The following is an 18,896-nucleotide window of genomic DNA, read 5'->3' on the forward strand; positions in this document are numbered from 1 at the left end:
ATAGGACCGCAAAAAATGGGTTTCAAATGTGGCATCGTTGGCTTGCCCAACGTCGGCAAGTCGACGCTGTTCAATGCGTTGACCAGGACGGCCGCCGCGCAGGCCGCCAACTATCCTTTCTGCACCATCGAGCCGAACACCGGCGAAGTGGCGGTGCCGGATCCGCGCCTGCAGAAGATCGCCGCGATCGGCAAATCGAAGGAGATCATCCCGACCCGCATCTCCTTCGTCGACATCGCCGGCCTGGTGCGCGGCGCCTCCAAGGGCGAAGGGCTGGGCAATCAGTTCCTCGCCAACATCCGCGAGGTCGATGCCATCGTGCACGTGCTGCGCTGCTTCGAGGATGACGACATCACCCATGTCGAAGGCCGCATCGATCCGGTCGCCGACGCCGAGACCGTCGAGACCGAGCTGATGCTCGCCGACCTGGAAAGCCTCGAGCGCCGCATCGTTCAGGTGCGCAAGCGCGCTTCCGGCAAGGACAAGGAAGCGATGGCCGTGCTGCCGATGATGGAGGCGGCGCTCGAGCTGCTGCAGGCAGGCCGGCCGACGCGTTTCCTGCTCAACGGCATCGCGCCGGAGGATCTGCGCATCCTGCAAGGGTTGAACCTGCTGACCTCGCATCCGGTTCTTTACGTCTGCAACGTCGCCGAGGCCGACGCCGCCACCGGCAATGAGCATACGAAGGCGGTCGAGCGGATGGCGGCGGCGCAGGGCGCCCGCACCGTGGTGATCTCGGCGGCGATCGAGGCGGAAGTCGCCCAGTTGTCCGATGAGGAAGAGCTGGAATTCCTCGCCACTCTCGGCCTCGACGAGCCGGGCCTCAACAAGGTGATCCGCGCCGGCTACGAGCTGTTGCAGCTCATCACCTATTTCACCGTCGGGCCGAAAGAGACGCGCGCCTGGACCGTGCACAAGGGCGCCAAGGCACCGCAGGCGGCCGGCGTCATCCACACCGATTTCGAGCGCGGCTTCATCCGCGCGCAGACGATCTCCTACAACGACTTCGTCACGCTGGGCGGCGAAGTGGCGGCCAAGGAAGCCGGCAGGGCGCGCGACGAAGGCAAGGAGTATGTCGTCCAGGACGGCGACATCATGCTGTTCAAGTTCAACACATAACAGTCTCGGCGAGCTCGGTTGCGGAGCCGGCCTGCCCTGGGCCGAGGGCATTGCTGCGCGTCTTGACCGTACAAGGTGGCGGGTCTAATCCGCTGATGCTCGCGGGCTCCTCGAAGCCCATGCAATCTTGACGACGCTTCGAACGAATCTCTTTGGTCCAGCAAGGGAGACCCGGCGATGATCAAGGCCTTCGTCGTGGACAATGATCGCCTGCGCGTCACCGACGATCTCGCTGCGGATGGCGACAGGGTCGTCTGGGCCGATCTGTTCAACCCGACCAAGGACGAAGAGGCCGCCATCGAGAGCTGGCTGGGCATTGCCATCCCGACGCGCGAGGAGATGGAGGAGATCGAGATTTCGAGCCGCCTCTATGTCGAGGACGGCGGCTACTTCATGACCGCCGTGCTGCCGGCGCAGACCGAGGTCGACGACCCGTTGATGTCGCCGGTGACCTTCGCGCTCGCCGGCAACAGGCTGATTACCATCCGCTACCATGAGCCTAAGGCCTTCAAGACCTTCCCGCTGCGCGCCGAAAAGGTGGCGACCGGCTGCACCAGCGGCGACACCATCCTGATCGGCCTGCTGGAGGCGATTGTTGACCGCCTCGCCGACATCCTCGAGCGCGCCGGCCGCGACGTCGAGGCGATCTCGCGCGACATCTTCGAGGCGCGCTCGACCAAGGCCTCGAAGCGCAACCGCGATTTCCAGGAGCTCCTGAAAGGCATCGGCCGCAAGGAGGATCTCGCTTCCTCTGTCCGTGACAGCCTGATCTCGCTGCAGCGCCTTGCCGGCTTTCTTGCCCATGTCGCGGCCCAGACCAAGATGAGCAAGGATGTACGGGCGCGCATCAAGACGCTGTCGCGCGACGTGCTGTCGCTTGCAGATCACGCCACCTTCCTGTCGCAGAAGATCTCCTTCCTGCTCGACGCCACGCTCGGCATGATCTCGATCGAGCAAAACGCCATCATCAAGATCTTCTCGGTCGCCGCCGTCATCTTCCTGCCGCCGACGCTGGTCGCCTCGATCTACGGCATGAACTTCGACATCATCCCGGAGCTCAAGTGGGAGTTCGGCTACCCATTCGCCATCGGCCTGATGGTGGTCTCGGCGATCCTGCCCTTCTGGTATTTCCGCCGCCGCGGCTGGCTCTGACACTGCCAGCCGGGAACAACTGGCTTACCAGAAAGGACTTGACCAAATCGCCTTGGGCCTTCATCCGGGATGCCCGACCTTGGGGATCACGCATTCGTCAACCGGATTGCCGATATGACCGGAAAGACCTGGGCCTATGAGGATTTCGTCGAGGGAGCCTCGCTCGACCTCGGCAGCAAGAATGTAAGCGCCGCCGAGATCATCGAATTCGCCAGCGAATTCGACGCCCAGCCCATGCATCTCGACGAGGAGGCCGGCAAGGCGAGCATCCTGGGCGGCCTCTCGGCTTCGGGCTGGCACACCTGCGCGATGTTCATGCGCATGCTGTGCGACGCCTTCCTGCTCGATTCGACCTCGCAGGGCTCGCCGGGCATTGACCTTGTGAAATGGAAGAAGCCTGTTCTGGCCGGCGACCGGCTCACCGGCAAGGTCACCGTGCTTTCCAAGCGCCCGTCCAAATCGCGGCCCCAACTCGGCTTCGTCAGCATGCGCAGCGAACTCTTCAACCAGCGCGGCGAATGCGTCTTCGAGCTGGAAAACACCGGCATGTTCCTCGCGCGTGGTGTCGCACAGGGCCAATTATGACTTTGGATGAATACTTCCTGATCGGCGAAACCGTCACACTCGGCTCGCACAAGTTCGAAGCTGACGAGATCAAGGCGTTTGCCCGCAAATATGACCCGCAGGTCTTCCATGTCGACGAGGAGGCGGCCAAGAAGAGCGTGCTTGGGGGGCTCTGCGCGTCCGGCTGGCACACCGCCGCGACCTGGATGAAATACAACCTCGCAAAGCGCATGGAGACCGAGGGCGTGCGCTGGATCGGCCCCGGCCCGCAGCCCGAATTCGGCCCTTCGCCTGGCTTTCGCAACCTGAAATGGCTGAAGCCGGTCTATGCCGGCGAGACGGTGACCTTCACGCGCACCGCGCTCGCGCACCGTCCGCTTGCCGGGCGCCCCGGCTGGAGCCTGCTCACGCTGCGCTCGGAAGGTTTTGACTCGACCGGCGACAAGGTCATCGAGTTCGACAGCGCGGTACTGGTGAAGGTGGAGTAGCGGCACCTCTCCTACTCCCCTTGTGGGGTGAGCAGCCGGTTCGCGAAGCGAATTCATCGTGCCACTGGCATGATGAAAGGCCGGCGAACGCCGGGACGCTTCGAAGCAGCGGGGACCCGGCCGGGGGTGGATCGGCCACCCGGCCCTTCGCAGGCTCAGGGCGTTCGAAGCTCGAAAAGCAAAGCAATTGGCTTTTCGTCCGCTAAAGCGGACCGCTTCTCACCCGACAAGGGGAGAAGGAAGAGGCGCCTCAATGCCCCTCGAACCCGATCAGCGTCCGCACCGGCACGCCGAGCGCTTCCAGCTTCTGCCGCCCGCCAAGGTCCGGCAGGTCGATGACGAAGCAGGCGGCGACGATGTCGGCACCGATCTGCCTGAGCAGCTTCACCGCCGCCTCAGCCGTGCCGCCGGTGGCGATCAGATCGTCCACCACAATCACCTTCTCGCCCTCTAAGACGCCGTCCTTGTGCATCTCCATCTCGTCCAGCCCGTATTCGAGGCTGTAGGCGACGCGCACGGTTTCGTAAGGCAGCTTGCCCTTCTTGCGGATCGGCACGAAGCCGGCCGAAAGCTGATGCGCCACGGCGCCGCCCAGGATGAAGCCGCGCGCCTCGATGCCGGCGATCTTGTCGACCTTCAGCCCGGCATAAGGATGCACCAGCTCGTCGATGGCGCGGCGAAAAGCGCGTGCGTCGCTCAGCAGCGTGGTGATGTCCCGAAACAGGATGCCCGGCTTCGGATAGTCAGGGATGGTGCGGATCGCGGCAAGGAGCGTGTCTTCGAGCGAGGATTTCATGAGACGGGCTCTCCGCGTGTCAGGCTGTCAGCTATCGGCTATAAAGAACGTCCGCACATCTCGGCGCGACGCAACCCGCAACGGCTACCGCGATGCAGCGCCGGAGACAAGCGCATCCGGCAAAGGATTGGCATCGCCTGCCTTGTCCCATGCCCACGCTCAGATCTCCGGCGGCCTTGCGTCTCACCGTTAGCGGCAAGGCCGTATGGAAGGCGCCGCCCGGCCCTTCGCCTTCGGCGCATGAAAAAGGGCGCCCGAAGGCGCCCTCTCGGACAGGCCTACCGAGGCTGGATCACATGCCGAGGTCGGAGCGCAGCTCAGAGCGCGCCACCTCGTATTCGGCCTTGAAATCGGGACGGCTGAGCAGGACCGCGGCGATGACGCTGCCGGAGATCTTACCCATCTCGACATCGGACGGATAGTGGATGCCGCCGACCACGCGATTGTGGGCATATTCGGCGGCGCGCGCCATGATCTCGGCGCGCTTTTCCGGCACCATGTCGGACAGAATGATGCCCATCATGGTCCCGACCGTCGCATGGCCCGACGGCCAGGAGCCGGAGTTCGACAGCTTCACGATCGGCTTGACGAGATCGCTGAGCTGGTGCGGGCGCGGGCGCTTCCAGACATCCTTGGCGGGGTCGACGACCGCGCCTTCTGTGGCGGTGACGCGATCGAAGAAGGCGGCGAACTTCGGCAGTGTCTCCTTATTGAACTTCGGTCCCATGACGTCGGCAAAGCGCCAGACGTCTTCCTCGGCATCGGCCTTGGCACGCGCCTCCATCTCGGGGGTGCGCGTCACCTGCACTTTCAGGACTTCACCCAGTTCGGCCTTTGTCTCGGCCGAATCGTTGGCAGGAGGCGGTGGCAGGATCATCGTCAGGTCGATGTCCTTGTTGGTGACGAAAGGCTGGGCGTCCTCGGCGCGGACGGTGGTGCCGGCAACGAGAACAAGCAGCAGGGCTGCAAGCGGCGCAAATCTTTTCATAGGGCGCGATCCTTTGGTGAGAGCAACGCAGGATCGCCGGTTGCGGTGACGGCCATATGACATGGGCAGCCGTTGGCGCCATCGCGAATGAAGAAGGGCGCCCGCGGCGCCCTTCGAAGCTTTGCTGCCGATTGCGGATCAGTGCGGCACGTCGGCCCACACTTTGCGCTTGGTCATGTAGACCAGCGCGCCGAACAGGAACATGAACACCAGCACGCGGAAGCCGGTCTTCTTGCGCTCCTCCAGATGCGGCTCCGCTGCCCACATCAGGAAGGCGGCAACGTCGCGGGCATACTGGTCGACCGTCTGCGGCGAGCCGTCGTCATAGGTCACCTGGCCGTCCGAGAGCGGCTTCGGCATCTTCAGCGACACGCCGGACAGGAAGTACGGATTGTAGTGCGTGCCTTCCGGGATAACCATGCCGGCCGGCGGCGTCTGGTCGTAGCCGGTGAGCAGCGAGTGGATATAGTCCGGGCCGCCCTGCGCGTATTGGGTGAAGATGTCGAAGATGAAGCGCGGGAAGCCGCGCTCGACGCCGCGCGCCTTGGCAAGCAGCGACATGTCGGGCGGAGCGGCGCCGCCATTGGCCGCGGCGGCGGCCTGGTCGTTCGGGAACGGTGCCGGGAAGTGATCCGACGGCTTGCCCGGTCGGTCGAACATGTCGCCCGCATCGTTCGGGCCGTCATGGATCGTGTAGCCGGCGGCCAGCGTCTTGATCTGCGCCTCCGAATAGCCGAGGCCTTCCAGCGTGCGGAACGCCACCAGGTTCATCGAATGGCAGGCCGAGCAGACTTCCTTGTAGACCTTCAGGCCGCGCTGCAGCTGGGCCTTGTCGTAGGTGCCGAACGGGCCGGCGAAGCTCCAGCTCATTTCCTTCGGCTCATTGATCGGGAAATGCGTCGGTGCTGCCGGGTTATGCTCTTCCGCGGCGATGGCTGCGGTGCCCGCGGCCACCAGGCCAAGCAGCGCCAGCGAGGTGAGAATCTTCTTCATGCCAAATCCCCTCAGATTCTCAGCCCTTGGTTTCCGGCGCGGCCGCCGCGCCTGCCGGATATCCGCCGGCCCGCTTGTTCTTTTCCAGCACCGCCTCGGTGATCGAGTTCGGCATGCGCCGCGGCGTCTCGATCAGGCCGAGCACCGGCATGACGACCAGGAAGAAGGCGAAGTAGAACAGCGTCGCCATCTGCGCCATGAAAACGTAAGAGCCTTCCGCCGGCTGCGACCCCAGCCATCCGAGCAGGATGGCGTCGGCCACGAACAGCCAGAAGAAGAGCTTGTACCACGGCCGGTAGACCGCCGAGCGCACCTTCGAGGTGTCGAGCCAGGGCACCAGGAACAGCATGGCGATGGCGCCGAACATGCACAGCACGCCGCCGAGCTTGGAGTTGATCGGCCCGATGTTGAAGGTGATGGCGCGCAGGATCGCGTAGAACGGCAGGAAGTACCATTCCGGAACGATATGGGCCGGCGTCTTCAGCGGGTTGGCGACCGTATAGTTGTCCGGGTGGCCGAGATAGTTCGGCAGGTAGAAGACGAAATAGGCGAAGACGAACAGGAACACCATCATGCCGAACGCGTCCTTGATGGTGGCGTAAGGCGTGAACGGAACCGTGTCGGTCTTCGACTTGACCTCGATGCCGGTCGGGTTCGACTGGCCGACGACATGCAGCGCCCAGATGTGCAGCACGACGACGCCGGCGATCATGAACGGCAGAAGGTAATGAAGTGAAAAGAAGCGGTTCAGCGTCGGGTTGTCGACGGCAAAACCGCCGAGCAGGAGCTGCTGGATCCAGTTGCCGACCAGCGGAATGGCGCTGAAGAAGCCGGTGATGACGGTGGCGCCCCAGAAGCTCATCTGTCCCCAGGGCAGCACGTAGCCCATGAAGCCGGTTGCCATCATCAAGAGATAGATGATGCAGCCGAGGATCCAGAGCAGCTCGCGCGGCGCCTTGTAGGAGCCGTAGAAGAGCCCGCGGAAGATATGGATGTAGACGGCGACGAAGAAGAAGGAAGCGCCGTTGGAATGGAGATAGCGCAAGAGCCATCCCGAATTCACGTCGCGCATGATCTTCTCGACCGAATCGAAGGCGAGATTGGTGTCGGAGGTGTAGTGCATGGCCAGCACGATGCCGGTCAGGATCTGCGCCGCCAGCATGATCGACAGGATGCCGCCGAACGTCCACATGTAGTTGAGGTTGCGCGGCACCGGATAGGCGACGAAGCTGTCATAGACCAGCCTTGGCAGCGGCATGCGGGCGTCGAACCAGCGTCCGATCCCGGTCTTCGGCGTGTAGGTGGAATGTCCCTCGCTCATAGAAATATCCCCTGCCTCAGCCGATACGGATCTTGGTGTCGGAAATGAACTGGTAGACCGGTATCGCCATGTTCTCAGGCGCCGGGCCTTTGCGGATGCGGCCGGCGGTGTCGTACTGCGAGCCGTGGCACGGGCAGAACCAGCCGCCGAAATCGCCTTCCTGGCCGAGCGGGATGCAGCCGAGATGGGTGCAGACCTGCACCATGACCATCCAGGCTTCCTTGCCGGGCGTCGTGCGGTTGGCGTCGGTCGCCGGCGCATCATTCGCCAGGTTGGCGTTGCGGGCCATCGGGTCCTTGAGCTCACTGAGGCTGACCGCCTCGCCGTCCTTCATTTCCTTCTCGGTGCGGTTGCGTACCACGACCGGCTTGCCGCGCCACTTGACGATCAGCGAGCTGCCGGGCTGCAGCGACGAGACATCGACCTCGACCGAGGCCAGCGCCAGCGTCGAGGCGTCCGGGCGCATCTGGTCGATGAACGGCCAGGCGACCGCCCCTGCGCCGACCACGGCGGCCATGCCGGTGGCGACGTAGAGGAAATCGCGACGGTTGGGATCGTGGATGTCGGTTGCGCTCACGGGTGCCTGATCCTTTCGCCTCTTCAGTGCCGGCGGACGAGCCTTGTTCCCTGCTCGATCGCGCCCGCCCGACAGCGCATGGCGAACAGGCTAGCGAATTCCTCCGGCATTTGGAGTTCGGTTTATGCGTGAAGGCCGTTTTTGTCCAGTCGGGTGAGGCCACAAGGGCACATTGTCGCGGGCATGCGCCGCGGTCGGGGCGGGAGCTTCGCCGGCGAGCCGCCGGACACCGGAAAACAAAGGGAAATCGGCGGCGAAATCACCAAATTGGCCGGGGTAGATTGCGTCGGGCGATCTAGCTCGCGCCGAGCCTGACCAACACCGCCCTCGGGATATTGTACTCGCGGATCACGGCGTCGTGCCTGCGCAGCCCACAGAGCTCGCGCTGGATGAAATAGGCGTGGACGGCTGCCGCCGCCTCCTTGAGCAGCCGGCTGCGATCGCCGCCATCGCCGTCCTCGCGCAGCTTTGCCAGGGTTACCTCGACACGTTGCCCGGCGCGGCCAAGAGCGGCCGCCTTTTCAGCGAGGATTTCGTGGCCGAGCAGGTCGAGCGCGCTTTCCTGAGCGCCGGACCGTCCGAAATTGGTGGGCATTCTGACCGACATGGCTGCGTTCTACTCCGCCGGTCGCGTCTCTTCCAGCACGCTTTCCTCATTGAACAGGAAGCCGCCGGACTGCCGTTTCCACAGCCGCGCATAGAGCCCGTCGAGCGCCACCAGCTCGTCATGCGTGCCCTGTTCGACGATGCGGCCGCCGTCGAGCACCACCAGCCGATCGAGCGCCGCGATGGTGGACAGCCGATGGGCGATGGCGATGACGGTCTTGTCCTCCATGAGCCGTGCCAGATTCTCCTGGATCGCCGCCTCGATGTCGGAATCGAGCGCCGAGGTCGCCTCGTCGAGGATCAGGATGGGCGCATCCTTGAGGAAGAGGCGGGCGATCGCCACGCGCTGCCGCTGGCCGCCGGAAAGCTTGACGCCGCGCTCGCCGACATAGGCCTCGTAGCCGGCACGCCCGCGGTTGTCGCGCAGGCCCGTAATGAATTGATGCGCCTCGGCTTTGCGCGCCGCGGCGATCACTTCCCCGTCGGTTGCGTCCGGCAAGCCGAGCTTGATGTTGTCACGCAGCGGGCGGTGGAAGAGCGCCGTGTCCTGGCTGACCACGCCGATATTGGCGCGCAGCGAGTCTTGCGTCACCTCAGCGATATCCTGGCCGTCGATCAGGATCCTGCCGCCTTCGAGGTCGTAGAGGCGCAGGATGAGATTGGCTAAAGTCGTCTTGCCGGCGCCCGACGGGCCGACCAGCCCGACCTTCTCGCCCGGCCGCACGACAAGATCGATGCCGTCGAGAACCCCTGCCCCTTTGCCGTAGTGGAAGGTGACGTGCTTGAGGTCGATGCGGCCGCCGGTGACGATCAGTTCCTTGGCGCCAGGCGTGTCGGTCAGGCCGAGCGGCTGCGAGATCAACGCCTTGGAATTCTCCAGCACCCCGAGATTCCTCAGGATGCTGTTCAGCTGCATCATCAGGCGGCCGAGCAGCATGTTGAGCCTGAGCACCAGCGACAGCGTGAAAGCAACGGCGCCGACGGTGATCGAACCTTCGACCCAAAGATAGATGGCAAAGGCGGCGATCGCGGTGATCATGGCGCCCGAAAGCATCGTCAGCGCCATGCGAACGCCGGTCAGCCGCCGCGTGAAGGGCCGCAGCGCGTCGAGATAGATGTCGAAGCCGTTGCGGATATAGCGGTCGTCGCCGTCGGCCGAAAACAGCTTCAGCGTCTGCACGTTGGAATAGGAATCGACGATGCGTCCGTTGATCATCGAGCCGGCCTCGGCGGTCGCCTCGGCATGCTTGCGGATCGCCGGCAGATAGAGTTTTGCCAGCCAGCCGAAGGCGACGATCCAGATCACCACAAGCACCGCCAGCCTCAGGTCGAGGCCCGCGACCAGCGCCAGCGTCGTCACCGTGTAGATGATCATGAACCAGACAACCTCCAGGAAGCTCTCCATCAGGTCGCCCGTCGCCTGCCCCGCCTGCCAGACCTTCGTGGCGATGCGGCCGGCGAAGTCGTTCTGGAAGAAGGCGTAGGACTGGCGCGAAACATGCCGGTGCGCCTGCCAGCGCACCAGATTGTAGAAGCCCGGCGTGATCGTCTGCTCGTCGACCAGCGCGGACAGGCCGACGACAACCGTGCGGATGATCAGCACCACCGCCCCCATGAACAGGAGCTCGGGACCGGCCGCTGTCCACAGCGCATGCCAGCTCCGCTCGCCGGGCAACTGGTCGAGGATATCGACCAGCCGTCCGACGAAATAGAACAGCCCGGCCTCGACCAGCGGCGCCACGCCGCCGATGATCAGCATGGCGAAGAAGGCGAGCTTCGCCTGACCGACATAGTGCCAAATGAAGCCGCCAACGCCGGCGGGTGGCCGAAGATTCGCGGGCTCGCGGAACGGGTAGACCCAGTGCTCGAACCAGCGATAGATGGCCTTCATCATTCCGCGGCTTCACCCTTGGCAATCGCATCGTTGGCGGCCTCGGCCGGCATGTCGTCGAGCAGGAAGCCGCCGGACTGGTGCTGCCAGAGCTGAGCATAGAGCCCGCCTTCGGCGACGAGCTCCTCGTGCGAGCCTTCCTCGAGGACACGGCCCTTGTCCAGGACGACGAGCCTGTCCATCGCGGCGATGGTCGACAGCCGGTGCGCGATGGCGATCACGGTCTTGCCCTGCATCAGCTTGTAGAGGTTCTCCTGGATCGCCGCCTCGGCTTCCGAATCGAGCGCCGACGTCGCCTCGTCGAGGATGAGGATGGGCGCGTCCTTCAGCATGACGCGGGCGATGGCGATGCGCTGCCGCTGGCCGCCGGACAATTTGACGCCCCGGTCGCCGACATGGGCATCGAAATTCTTGCGGCCGTCGGAATCGGAGAGCTCGGAGATGAAATCCAGCGCCTCCGCGCGCTTCGCCGCCTCAATCAGCATCTCGTTGCTGGCGCTCGGCCGGCCATAGAGGATGTTGTCGCGCACCGAGCGGTGCAGCAGCGAGGTGTCCTGCGTCACCATGCCGATCTGCGCGCGCAGCGAATCCTGCGTCACCGCGGCGATCTCCTGGCCGTCGATCAGGATCCGGCCGCTTTCGAGATCGTAGAAACGCAGCAACAGGTTGACCAGCGTCGACTTGCCGGCGCCGGAGCGGCCGACGATGCCGACCTTCTCGCCGGGTTTCACGGTCAGCGACAGGTTCTCGATGACGCCCTTCTGCTTGCCGTAATGGAAACGGATGTCCTCGAAGCGGATCTCGCCGTGGGTGACGGCGATGTCCTTGGCGCCCGGCCTGTCTTCGACCAGGCGCGGCAGCGAGATCGACTGGATGCCGTCCTGCACCGTGCCGACATTCTCGAACAGGCCCGACATCTCCCACATGATCCACTGCGACATGCCCCACAACCTGAGCACCAGGCCGATGACCACGGCGACGGCGCCGATCGTCACGGTTTCGCCGAGCCACAGCCACAGCGAGATCGCCGTGACGGTGAACAGAAGCAGCGAATTCAGGACGTAGAGCAGGCCATAAAGCACCGTCACCAGCCGCATCGAACGGTAGACGGTATCGAGGAAGCTTCCCATGCCTTCCTTGGCAAACGCCGCCTCGCGGCGGGCGTGCGAAAACAGCTTCACCGTCTGGATGTTTGTGTAGCTGTCGACGACGCGGCCGGTCATGGTCGAGCGCGCATTGGCCTGCTCCTCGCCGACCTTGCCCAGCCGCGGAATGAAAAAGCGCAAGAGCCCGATATAGCCGACCAGCCAGACCGCGAGCGGTGCCGCCAGCCGTAAGTCGGCCGAGCCGACGATGAACAGCATGCCGAGGAAGTAGACGATGACGTAGTTGAGGACATCGATCAGCTTGATCACGCATTCGCGCACGGCGAGCGCCGTCTGCATCAGCTTGGTGGCGATGCGGCCGGCGAATTCGTCCTGATAGAAGGCCATCGACTGCTTGAGCAGGTAGCGATGCACCTGCCAGCGAATGCGCATCGGATAATTGCCCATCAGCGTCTGCTGGTTGAGCAGCGAATGCAGCCAGACCGTGCCCGGCAGCGCGAACAGCACGACGAAAGCCATGCCGGCGAGCTTCCAGCTCTCGGTCTCGAGGAAGGTTTCGCGGTTCTGTGCCGACAGCCAGTCGACGATGCGGCCGAGGAAACCGAACATCCACACTTCGGTGAAGGCGATCGCCGTCACCAGCATCGCGTCGAGGATGATGTAGGGCCAGGCGCCGCGCGTGTAATGCACGCAGAAGGCGATCAGCGTCTTCGGCGGCTCGACCGGCTCCGCGGCGGGAAACGGATCGAGCCTCTTTTCAAACCAGCGGAACATTCCGGGCACTCAAATCGTCTATGCGCTCACGCGGCGCGGGATTGGTGGACAAGATTCCTCGGCCGCGCGGCGCCGCGGGCCGGCGATACGGAATCGCCCGCATCGCCGGCCCTGCTTCGCGCAATATAGGGTGTCGACGGCTTTTCGCCGACAGGCTCGCCGGAGGATCCTGACGACAAGCTGTCGCCAGCCCGCGTTTTCTCGCCCGGCCGGAACAGCCTTGCGATGCGGCGCACCAGCGAAGGCCGGCTGCGGTCGGGCACGGCGCGCGAGAAGTCGACGTCGGGCAGCATGCCGCGATGCGGCCGGCGGCGCGCCTCGGCATGGACCGCAGACGAGTAGGTCTCGCCGATCAGCAGTGCCCAGGTCGCCATCTTGCGCTCGTGCAGGCTTCTCGAGCCGGGTATTCTGAATGGATCGAACATCGGTCCGTCCTCCATGTGCAAATGCGTTAAAAAGGGTGACGCGGACTCGACCTCCGGCATTCGGCCGGAGGCACGCAACGCATCGGTCAGGACATGACGGCAAGCGTCGGTCCCGACACGGTCAGATGGGGCGCGGCGGCCCTTTGGCAGTTTGAAAAACATCGCAGGATTCCTTCGAAAGCCGAAAACTGGGTTCGGCGGGAATCGGTGCGATGAGGTCTTAAAGTGTCAGAAGAATCGTCGTACCGAAACCGCCATTGGGCATACTGGAGCCCCGGAGAGGAGCTGCCCGGAAGGGAGCTGGAAGTGCATGGTCATCATGTGGTCCCCCTCCTTCGGTTCGGGTTGACGATGAGTGGCATATACTCGACTTCGCAGAAAATGGCCACCCGCCAGTCCAGAAATCGCCAAAAGCTGGAGAGGCCTGTGGCCGATCTGCCACTTATTAGAAGGATGCGGAAATGAACGACCGTCTCCGCATCGCGCTCTACCAGCCGGATATCGCCGGCAACACCGGGACAATCCTGCGCTTCGCTGCCTGCCTCGATCTCAGTGTCGATATCATCGAGCCGGCCGGCTTCCCGCTCTCCGACCGAGCGCTGAAACGGGCCGGCATGGACTATCTCGAAATGGCGGCGCTCTCCCGCCATGCCGACTGGCACGCCTTCGAGGAATGGCGCGGGGCGAATGCGCGCCGCCTCGTGCTGCTCACCACCAAGGCCGCGACCGCCTATACGGAGTTCACTTTCGCCGCCGGCGACATCCTTCTGTTCGGCCGTGAATCCGCCGGCGTGCCGCAAGAGGTTCATCAGGCGGCGGATGCGCGACTGACCATCCCGATGCGGCCGGGCGCGCGCAGCATCAATGTCGCTTTGTCCGTCGCGATGGTCGCGGGCGAAGCGCTCCGCCAATTCGGATAGTATCATCAGCCCTTGCTCGCTACCGCGGACCGCCTCCCCTTCTGCCGTTATTCTCACCCAGGCGCACATCGCCTTCTCCTCAATTTGCCTTGTCAGGCTTTCCTCGCTACAAGCTCAACCTAACTTGAGGTCAAGCGGAAAGTGCGAATGGCTCCGATAAGGGAATTGACGGTCGGCCAGGTGGCGATGCGCAGCGGCGTGGCGGTATCGGCGCTGCATTTCTACGAAGCGCGCGGTCTGATCCGCAGCCATCGCACGGCGGGCAACCAGCGGCGCTACGGCCGCGACGTGCTGCGGCGCGTGGCGATCATCCGCGTCGCCCAGGAGGTCGGCATCTCGCTGGCCGAGATCGCCGCCGCGTTCCAGTCCCTGCCCGAGGGCCGCACGCCGACGCGCGAGGACTGGAATCTGCTTTCAACGGCTTGGCGCGACGGGCTCGATCATAAGATCAGCCAGCTGAAGAAGCTGCGCGACGGACTGACCGACTGCATCGGCTGCGGCTGCATGTCGATTGACAAGTGTCCGCTTCGAAACAAGGAGGACCGGCTGGCCAGGGAAGGTACGGGGGCCAGACGGCTACTGGTGCCCTGACACACGCTCGCTCTAAAGCATGTCTCCCGAAAGTGGGAACCGGTTTCGGGATAAAGACATGCGTAAAATCAAAAACCTAAAGCGCATGGAGCGAATCTGAAAGATCGCGACGCGCTTTAGGCGTGTTGAGATTGAGGTCAGGCCGGCATCATCTGAATATCGACAGACCTCAATCGGCCGCCGGCAGCCGCCGCATGGTGAATTCGATGACGTCGCCCGGCCGTTCGAACCAGCTTTCAATCTCGGTCCAGTAGGCCTGCTTGGGAAAGCGTTCGAACCATTCCTTCGCCTTGAGGCGCGCTGCCGGGCGTGGCAGCACGAAGGTCTCTCGCAAAAAACCGTCACGCGGCTGTCTTTCGCGCTCGGCCCGCGAGCGCTCCAGCCTCTTCTTCAAGCCATCCAGCGGCGGTCTTGCCGGGGTGCGCACGAAGGAACTCCTTTGCGCCTTGGTCAGACAGGACTTGACCCTTGCCTTTAAGAGATTAGGGATCGCGCGCAGAAAAAACGAGTCATTTATCAGGCATATAGGCCTGCGACTGGAGACGGATTTGGAACGACCTGACCTTCCGGTGGGGCTGCCGGCCGACATCGAACAGAAGAAGATGAAGGCCCGCCTCTGGTTCGAAGCGCTGCGCGAGCGCATCTGCGCCACCTTCGAGCAGCTCGAACAGGAGCTTCAGGGACCTCTGTCCTCATGGTCGCCCGGCCGTTTCGAGAAGACGCCCTGGGAGCGCGACGAAGGTAAGGGAGGCGGCGGCACCATGTCGATGATGCGCGGCCGCGTCTTCGAGAAGGTCGGCGTGCATACCTCGACCGTCTATGGCGAATTCTCCCCCGAATTCAGGAAGCAGATTCCGGGCGCCGAGGAGGATCCGCGCTTCTGGGCGAGCGGCATTTCGCTGATTGCGCACCCCTGGAACCCCAACGTGCCGGCCGTGCATATGAACACACGCATGGTCGTGACCACCCGCCAGTGGTTCGGCGGCGGCGCCGACCTGACGCCGGTGCTCGACCGGCGCCGCACCCAGGACGATCCCGACACGCTCGCCTTCCACCGCGCCATGCAGTTCGCCTGCGAGAAGAACGCCGCCGTGGCCGACTACCCGAAATTCAAGGCCTGGTGCGACGAGTACTTCTTTCTGCCGCACCGCAACGAGCCGCGCGGCGTCGGCGGCATCTTTTTCGACTGGCTGCATTCGGGCGAGGACAAGGGCGGCTGGGACGCCGATTTCAATTTCGTCCAGGATGTCGGGCGCTCCTTCCTCGTCGTCTATTCGCATCTGGTGCGGGGCAATTTCAACCAGAACTGGACCGACGGCGATCGCGAGCAACAGCTCGTCCGGCGCGGCCGTTACGTCGAATTCAACTTGCTTCACGATCGCGGCACCATCTTCGGCCTGAAGACCGGCGGCAATGTCGCCTCGATCCTGTCCAGCATGCCGCCCGAGGTAAAATGGCCGTAAAAATCCGGTGAGCGGAAGGCCGGCCGCATTGCTGTCCCATTCGCCGAATTTTGGCGGGCAATGTGGCGGGGGCGATTTCTTTTCTCCCGTGGGCCGCGACCCGACGCGACCGGACGGCCCTGATCGAGAGTTGCCTAGATAAAAACAGGCACCCGCATTTCCAGGAGAGCATGCCATGCGCAAGCTTGTTGTGACGGTAGCCGCCGCTGTCTTTCTCGCCTCCAGTGGCGCCGCATTCGCCGCGGTCAAACACACAACCGGCACGGTCAAGAGCTTTGATGGAACGGCCATGACCCTTGTTTTGGACAATGGATCGACCTTCACCCTGTCCAAGGCCTTCAAGGATCCTGGCATCAAGCCGGGCGAGAAGGTCCGCGTTTCCTGGGATCTGAGCGGCAAGAACAAGATTGCCGAGGCGGTCAAGATTATGAAGTGACGGCCCGCCCGATGCATATAGCCCAAAAGTGCTCAGCGGTTTTGGGGAGACGATATGCATCAAACAAAGATCTTAAAGCGGGATCAGGCAGCAAGGAAGGCGGGGCAACGTTGCTCCGCCTTTGTTTCCAACAAAGACCGTGATGAGCCAATAGCCGTCCGGCTTCGATGCAACCGAAACCGGAAGTGTGTGTTATGGTAGTCCAACTGAGCAATTCCAGGAACGTGCTCAGCGGTTTCCCACACGGAATTGCTTATAAAACAAGCACATGGAACGGAAGTCCAAACCGAGCCGCTCCAACGAGGAAAGGAACGACCATGAAGGAATTCCAATGCGGAACACTCGTCCCGGGCTGTGACTGGCACACGCGCGCAGAAGAAGAAGCGGAAGTCATGCGCCGCGCTGTCGAACATCTGCGTGAAACGCATGGCGAAACGATCATCCGCGAGACGATGATCGAGGCGATCCGCTCGCGCATCCAGAAGGTCCGCGACGCGGCCTGAGGCACATCAGCCGGCTCCAGTCGCGGATTCCGCGCGACACCATCGACAAGGACAGCGAGCGGGATGCAGCATCCGGGCGCATCCCGCGCTGCTCACGGCGATCTGCCCCGATCGCCGACAACTGGCTTCGATCCCAAAGATTTCAAGCAAAAACTTATATTCGTACCGGCTGGGATAACCCCACGGTAACGGTATCCATGCGAACGTCAGGCGCATGATCCGGCCACAGCGGCTGCACGAGGAGCCGTTCGCCATGAGGCGCGTCCGGATCCGACGGGACGAGGTGCTGCGCGCATGCGCGAAAAGTCCGACAATCGAGGCGGTTTCGGCGCAGCGGCACTCCTGCTGTTCGCATTCCTCGGTGTCTCGCCGGCGATGGCCCAGGAAATGACCACGTCGCTCGTCGATATCCACCAGGGGTCTTGGCTCAGCGATCGCGCGAGGGGCCTCGGCAATGGCGGCTACGAGTTGCAGGATGGAAGCTGGGTCTCGTTCAATCGGTGGTACCACAGCAATTGGGTCGACATGCATGTCAATTTTCTCACGCAGCTCACCGAAAACAGCGGCATCTTGTGGGGATTTGGGACCGGGGAACAAGCCGAGAAATACCGTATCGCGCCGAGCCTCAAGCTCGGTTTTCTCACCCAGACCCATCCGAGCCTGAACAGCACCCTGTCCCTTTCTGTTACCTCGACCTTCGGCGGCAACCTGACCGAAAAGCCCTGCGTGGCCGACTACGGGGACCTGGGTACCTACAGCGTCAACTGCCGGCTCGCGGCCGGCGAGACGGCGCCTGAGGAGACGCTGAAATATCTGGTTAACGCTACACCCGAAAGGCTGCGCCTGTGGCTCAACTACCGTGTTACTTTCTGATCGCCGGGATGCCTTGCATGAGAGATCTTCCTGCTCCCGAACTTCGCAATCGTCCGTCCTCGTTCCTGCCATCCTCGTTCCTGCTTGACCGGGAGTAAAACCATGTCTGGTAATCTTTGCAAATTCGGCATTGCCGCGGCGCTCGTCCTTCTGCCGGCATCCATCGCGTCGGCGCAGGAAGCCCCCGACGCGGACCAGACGGCCGCGCTATGCCATGGCGGCGGATCCATATGCGTGAGTGCAAAGATCCCGGCTGTAAGGGCGACGACCCAGGCGGTGCAGAGCTGGATGAGCCCCGACGTCGGCGCCGCGTGGGCAGCCGGCTACAAGGGCAAGGGCGTCACCATCACCATCGTTGACGACTTCAGCAGTTCATCGCGCTTCTCCGGCAATTTCGGGCTCGGCGTGCAGACCCAGCGGCATGGCGAATGGACGCGCGAGGAGGCAAGCATGATCGCTCCCGCGGCGACCATCCGCTCCAAGGATTTCTCGACGAGCTCGGCCGTTCCGCTGGCACGCGGTCTGAACGTGCTCAACCTCAGCTACGGCATGTACACCACCGCGGGCTACAGCGTGAACCAGATCTGGTGGGCTCCGGAGGAGTCCTCGATCATCTCCTACGCCACCAAGGGATCGGCCATCGTCTCGAAGGCGGCCGGCAACGACTCCGTCGCCGTCGGCGGGGTGACCGGCGGCCAGCAGGACTATCTCGACCTCGCCCTGATCGGCAAACCGACAGCGATCTTTGTCGGCGCGCTGTCGACAAACGGCACGACATCAAGCAAGGCTGCGCTAGCCTGGTATTCCAACTATGCCGGCTCCGATCCGACGGTGCAGAGCCACTTCCTGGTGGTCGGCGTCGAAGGCGACAAGACCGGCCTTTATGGCACGTCCTTCGCCGCGCCGATCATCTCCGGCTACGCCGCGATCATCGGCAGCAAATTCACGAAGGCGACGCCGGTTCAGATCACCAACGACCTGCTCAACACCGCTCGCACCGACACGCTGGTCAACTACGACCCCTCGGTCTACGGCAAGGGCGAAGCAAGCCTTTCGCGGGCACTGGCCCCGGTGGCGATACATTGAGCGGCGCCGATCGTTCCGGCCTTAGCTAGTTTCCGTCCATAAACAGCAAGCGATTGATTCTATTGAGTGAATCGTAGCTTTGCGCAGGCGAGGCCCGGCGGTTTCAGGTATGTTTGGATCATGCCACTGATTCCAAAGTCCTGCCACCGCCGGAGCCGACAATGCGCCAAGAACGCACCGTCCAAGCCACCATATTCGATCTTTTCGCCGCGCACGAGATCGGC

General features: G+C 63.3%; 21 protein-coding genes. 11 read left to right on the forward strand and 10 right to left on the reverse strand.

The features are described 5' to 3' along the window. Positions 1-15: 15 nt before the first annotated feature. The 4 genes from ychF to RFN28_RS23605 all read left to right on the forward strand — a co-directional run bounded on the left by ychF (position 16) and on the right by RFN28_RS23605 (position 3,323). Positions 16-1,119: a redox-regulated ATPase YchF gene (gene ychF, locus RFN28_RS23590; protein WP_320289617.1), complete on the forward strand. Its 1,104-nt coding sequence runs from the start codon at positions 16-18 to the stop codon at positions 1,117-1,119. 177 nt (positions 1,120-1,296) lie between these two features. Further along, complete coding sequence (gene corA / locus RFN28_RS23595) at positions 1,297-2,271, forward strand: magnesium/cobalt transporter CorA (protein ID WP_320289618.1); 975 nt, start codon at positions 1,297-1,299, stop codon at positions 2,269-2,271. A gap of 114 nt (positions 2,272-2,385) precedes the next feature. Beyond that, positions 2,386-2,856, forward strand: a complete 471-nt coding sequence (locus RFN28_RS23600) for a MaoC family dehydratase (protein WP_320289619.1) — start codon at positions 2,386-2,388, stop codon at positions 2,854-2,856. Further along, positions 2,853-3,323 carry a MaoC family dehydratase gene (locus tag RFN28_RS23605; protein WP_320289620.1) on the forward strand — a complete coding sequence of 157 codons (471 nt, stop codon included), beginning with the start codon at positions 2,853-2,855 and terminating at the stop codon, positions 3,321-3,323. The genes RFN28_RS23600 and RFN28_RS23605 overlap by 4 nt, the downstream gene beginning before the upstream one ends. 250 nt (positions 3,324-3,573) lie before the next feature. Here the strand turns inward: RFN28_RS23605 and RFN28_RS23610 are convergent, their stop codons facing one another. From RFN28_RS23610 to RFN28_RS23650, 9 genes are all read right to left on the reverse strand, one after another. Then, positions 3,574-4,119 (reverse strand): adenine phosphoribosyltransferase, encoded by a 546-nt coding sequence (locus tag RFN28_RS23610; protein WP_320289621.1) that lies wholly within the window; start codon positions 4,117-4,119, stop codon positions 3,574-3,576. 292 nt (positions 4,120-4,411) lie between these two features. Further along, a complete protein-coding gene (locus RFN28_RS23615) occupies positions 4,412-5,107 on the reverse strand; it encodes an acid phosphatase (protein ID WP_320289622.1) in 696 nt (231 codons plus the stop codon). Positions 5,108-5,245: 138 nt separating this feature from the next. Next, the gene (locus RFN28_RS23620) at positions 5,246-6,100 is read right to left on the reverse strand and encodes a cytochrome c1 (protein WP_320289623.1); all 855 of its coding nucleotides are present in this window, start codon (positions 6,098-6,100) and stop codon (positions 5,246-5,248) included. 19 nt (positions 6,101-6,119) lie between these two features. Next, the gene (locus RFN28_RS23625; RefSeq protein WP_320289624.1) at positions 6,120-7,421 is read right to left on the reverse strand and encodes a cytochrome b; all 1,302 of its coding nucleotides are present in this window, start codon (positions 7,419-7,421) and stop codon (positions 6,120-6,122) included. 16 nt (positions 7,422-7,437) lie between these two features. Then, positions 7,438-7,998 (reverse strand): ubiquinol-cytochrome c reductase iron-sulfur subunit, encoded by a 561-nt coding sequence (gene petA, locus RFN28_RS23630; RefSeq protein WP_320289625.1) that lies wholly within the window; start codon positions 7,996-7,998, stop codon positions 7,438-7,440. A 295-nt stretch (positions 7,999-8,293) separates the two neighbouring features. Next, entirely contained in the window at positions 8,294-8,605 is a 312-nt protein-coding gene (locus tag RFN28_RS23635; RefSeq protein WP_320289626.1) for a DUF6665 family protein, read from the reverse strand. Between the two features lie 9 nt (positions 8,606-8,614). Beyond that, entirely contained in the window at positions 8,615-10,498 is a 1,884-nt protein-coding gene (locus RFN28_RS23640) for an ABC transporter ATP-binding protein (RefSeq protein ID WP_320289627.1), read from the reverse strand. Continuing rightward, entirely contained in the window at positions 10,495-12,375 is a 1,881-nt protein-coding gene (locus RFN28_RS23645; RefSeq protein ID WP_320289628.1) for an ABC transporter ATP-binding protein, read from the reverse strand. Before RFN28_RS23645 ends, RFN28_RS23640 begins: the two co-directional genes overlap by 4 nt. 26 nt (positions 12,376-12,401) lie before the next feature. Then, complete coding sequence (locus RFN28_RS23650) at positions 12,402-12,800, reverse strand: hypothetical protein (RefSeq protein ID WP_320289629.1); 399 nt, start codon at positions 12,798-12,800, stop codon at positions 12,402-12,404. 461 nt (positions 12,801-13,261) lie between these two features. Here RFN28_RS23650 and RFN28_RS23655 point away from each other — a divergent pair, with 461 nt between their 5' ends. Next, positions 13,262-13,720, forward strand: a complete 459-nt coding sequence (locus tag RFN28_RS23655) for a tRNA (cytidine(34)-2'-O)-methyltransferase (RefSeq protein ID WP_320289630.1) — start codon at positions 13,262-13,264, stop codon at positions 13,718-13,720. Between the two features lie 147 nt (positions 13,721-13,867). Continuing rightward, on the forward strand, positions 13,868-14,311 hold the full coding sequence (gene soxR / locus RFN28_RS23660; RefSeq protein ID WP_320289631.1) for a redox-sensitive transcriptional activator SoxR: 444 nt from the start codon (positions 13,868-13,870) through the stop codon (positions 14,309-14,311). 169 nt (positions 14,312-14,480) lie between these two features. Here the strand turns inward: soxR and RFN28_RS23665 are convergent, their stop codons facing one another. After that, positions 14,481-14,738 carry a hypothetical protein gene (locus tag RFN28_RS23665; protein WP_040970993.1) on the reverse strand — a complete coding sequence of 86 codons (258 nt, stop codon included), beginning with the start codon at positions 14,736-14,738 and terminating at the stop codon, positions 14,481-14,483. 121 nt (positions 14,739-14,859) lie between these two features. Here RFN28_RS23665 and hemF point away from each other — a divergent pair, with 121 nt between their 5' ends. From hemF to RFN28_RS23690, 5 genes are all read left to right on the forward strand, one after another. Then, entirely contained in the window at positions 14,860-15,774 is a 915-nt protein-coding gene (gene hemF, locus RFN28_RS23670) for an oxygen-dependent coproporphyrinogen oxidase (RefSeq protein ID WP_320289632.1), read from the forward strand. Positions 15,775-15,949: 175 nt separating this feature from the next. Continuing rightward, positions 15,950-16,210: a DUF1344 domain-containing protein gene (locus tag RFN28_RS23675; RefSeq protein WP_320289633.1), complete on the forward strand. Its 261-nt coding sequence runs from the start codon at positions 15,950-15,952 to the stop codon at positions 16,208-16,210. Between the two features lie 317 nt (positions 16,211-16,527). Continuing rightward, complete coding sequence (locus tag RFN28_RS23680) at positions 16,528-16,713, forward strand: DUF1059 domain-containing protein (RefSeq protein WP_040970995.1); 186 nt, start codon at positions 16,528-16,530, stop codon at positions 16,711-16,713. A gap of 294 nt (positions 16,714-17,007) precedes the next feature. Further along, positions 17,008-17,586: a hypothetical protein gene (locus RFN28_RS23685; protein ID WP_320289634.1), complete on the forward strand. Its 579-nt coding sequence runs from the start codon at positions 17,008-17,010 to the stop codon at positions 17,584-17,586. 102 nt (positions 17,587-17,688) lie between these two features. Then, positions 17,689-18,672, forward strand: a complete 984-nt coding sequence (locus RFN28_RS23690; RefSeq protein WP_320289635.1) for a S8 family serine peptidase — start codon at positions 17,689-17,691, stop codon at positions 18,670-18,672. Positions 18,673-18,896: the final 224 nt, after the last annotated feature.

It is taken from the genome of Mesorhizobium album (genome assembly GCF_033977205.1).
Classification (GTDB): Bacteria; Pseudomonadota; Alphaproteobacteria; order Rhizobiales; family Rhizobiaceae; genus Mesorhizobium; species Mesorhizobium album.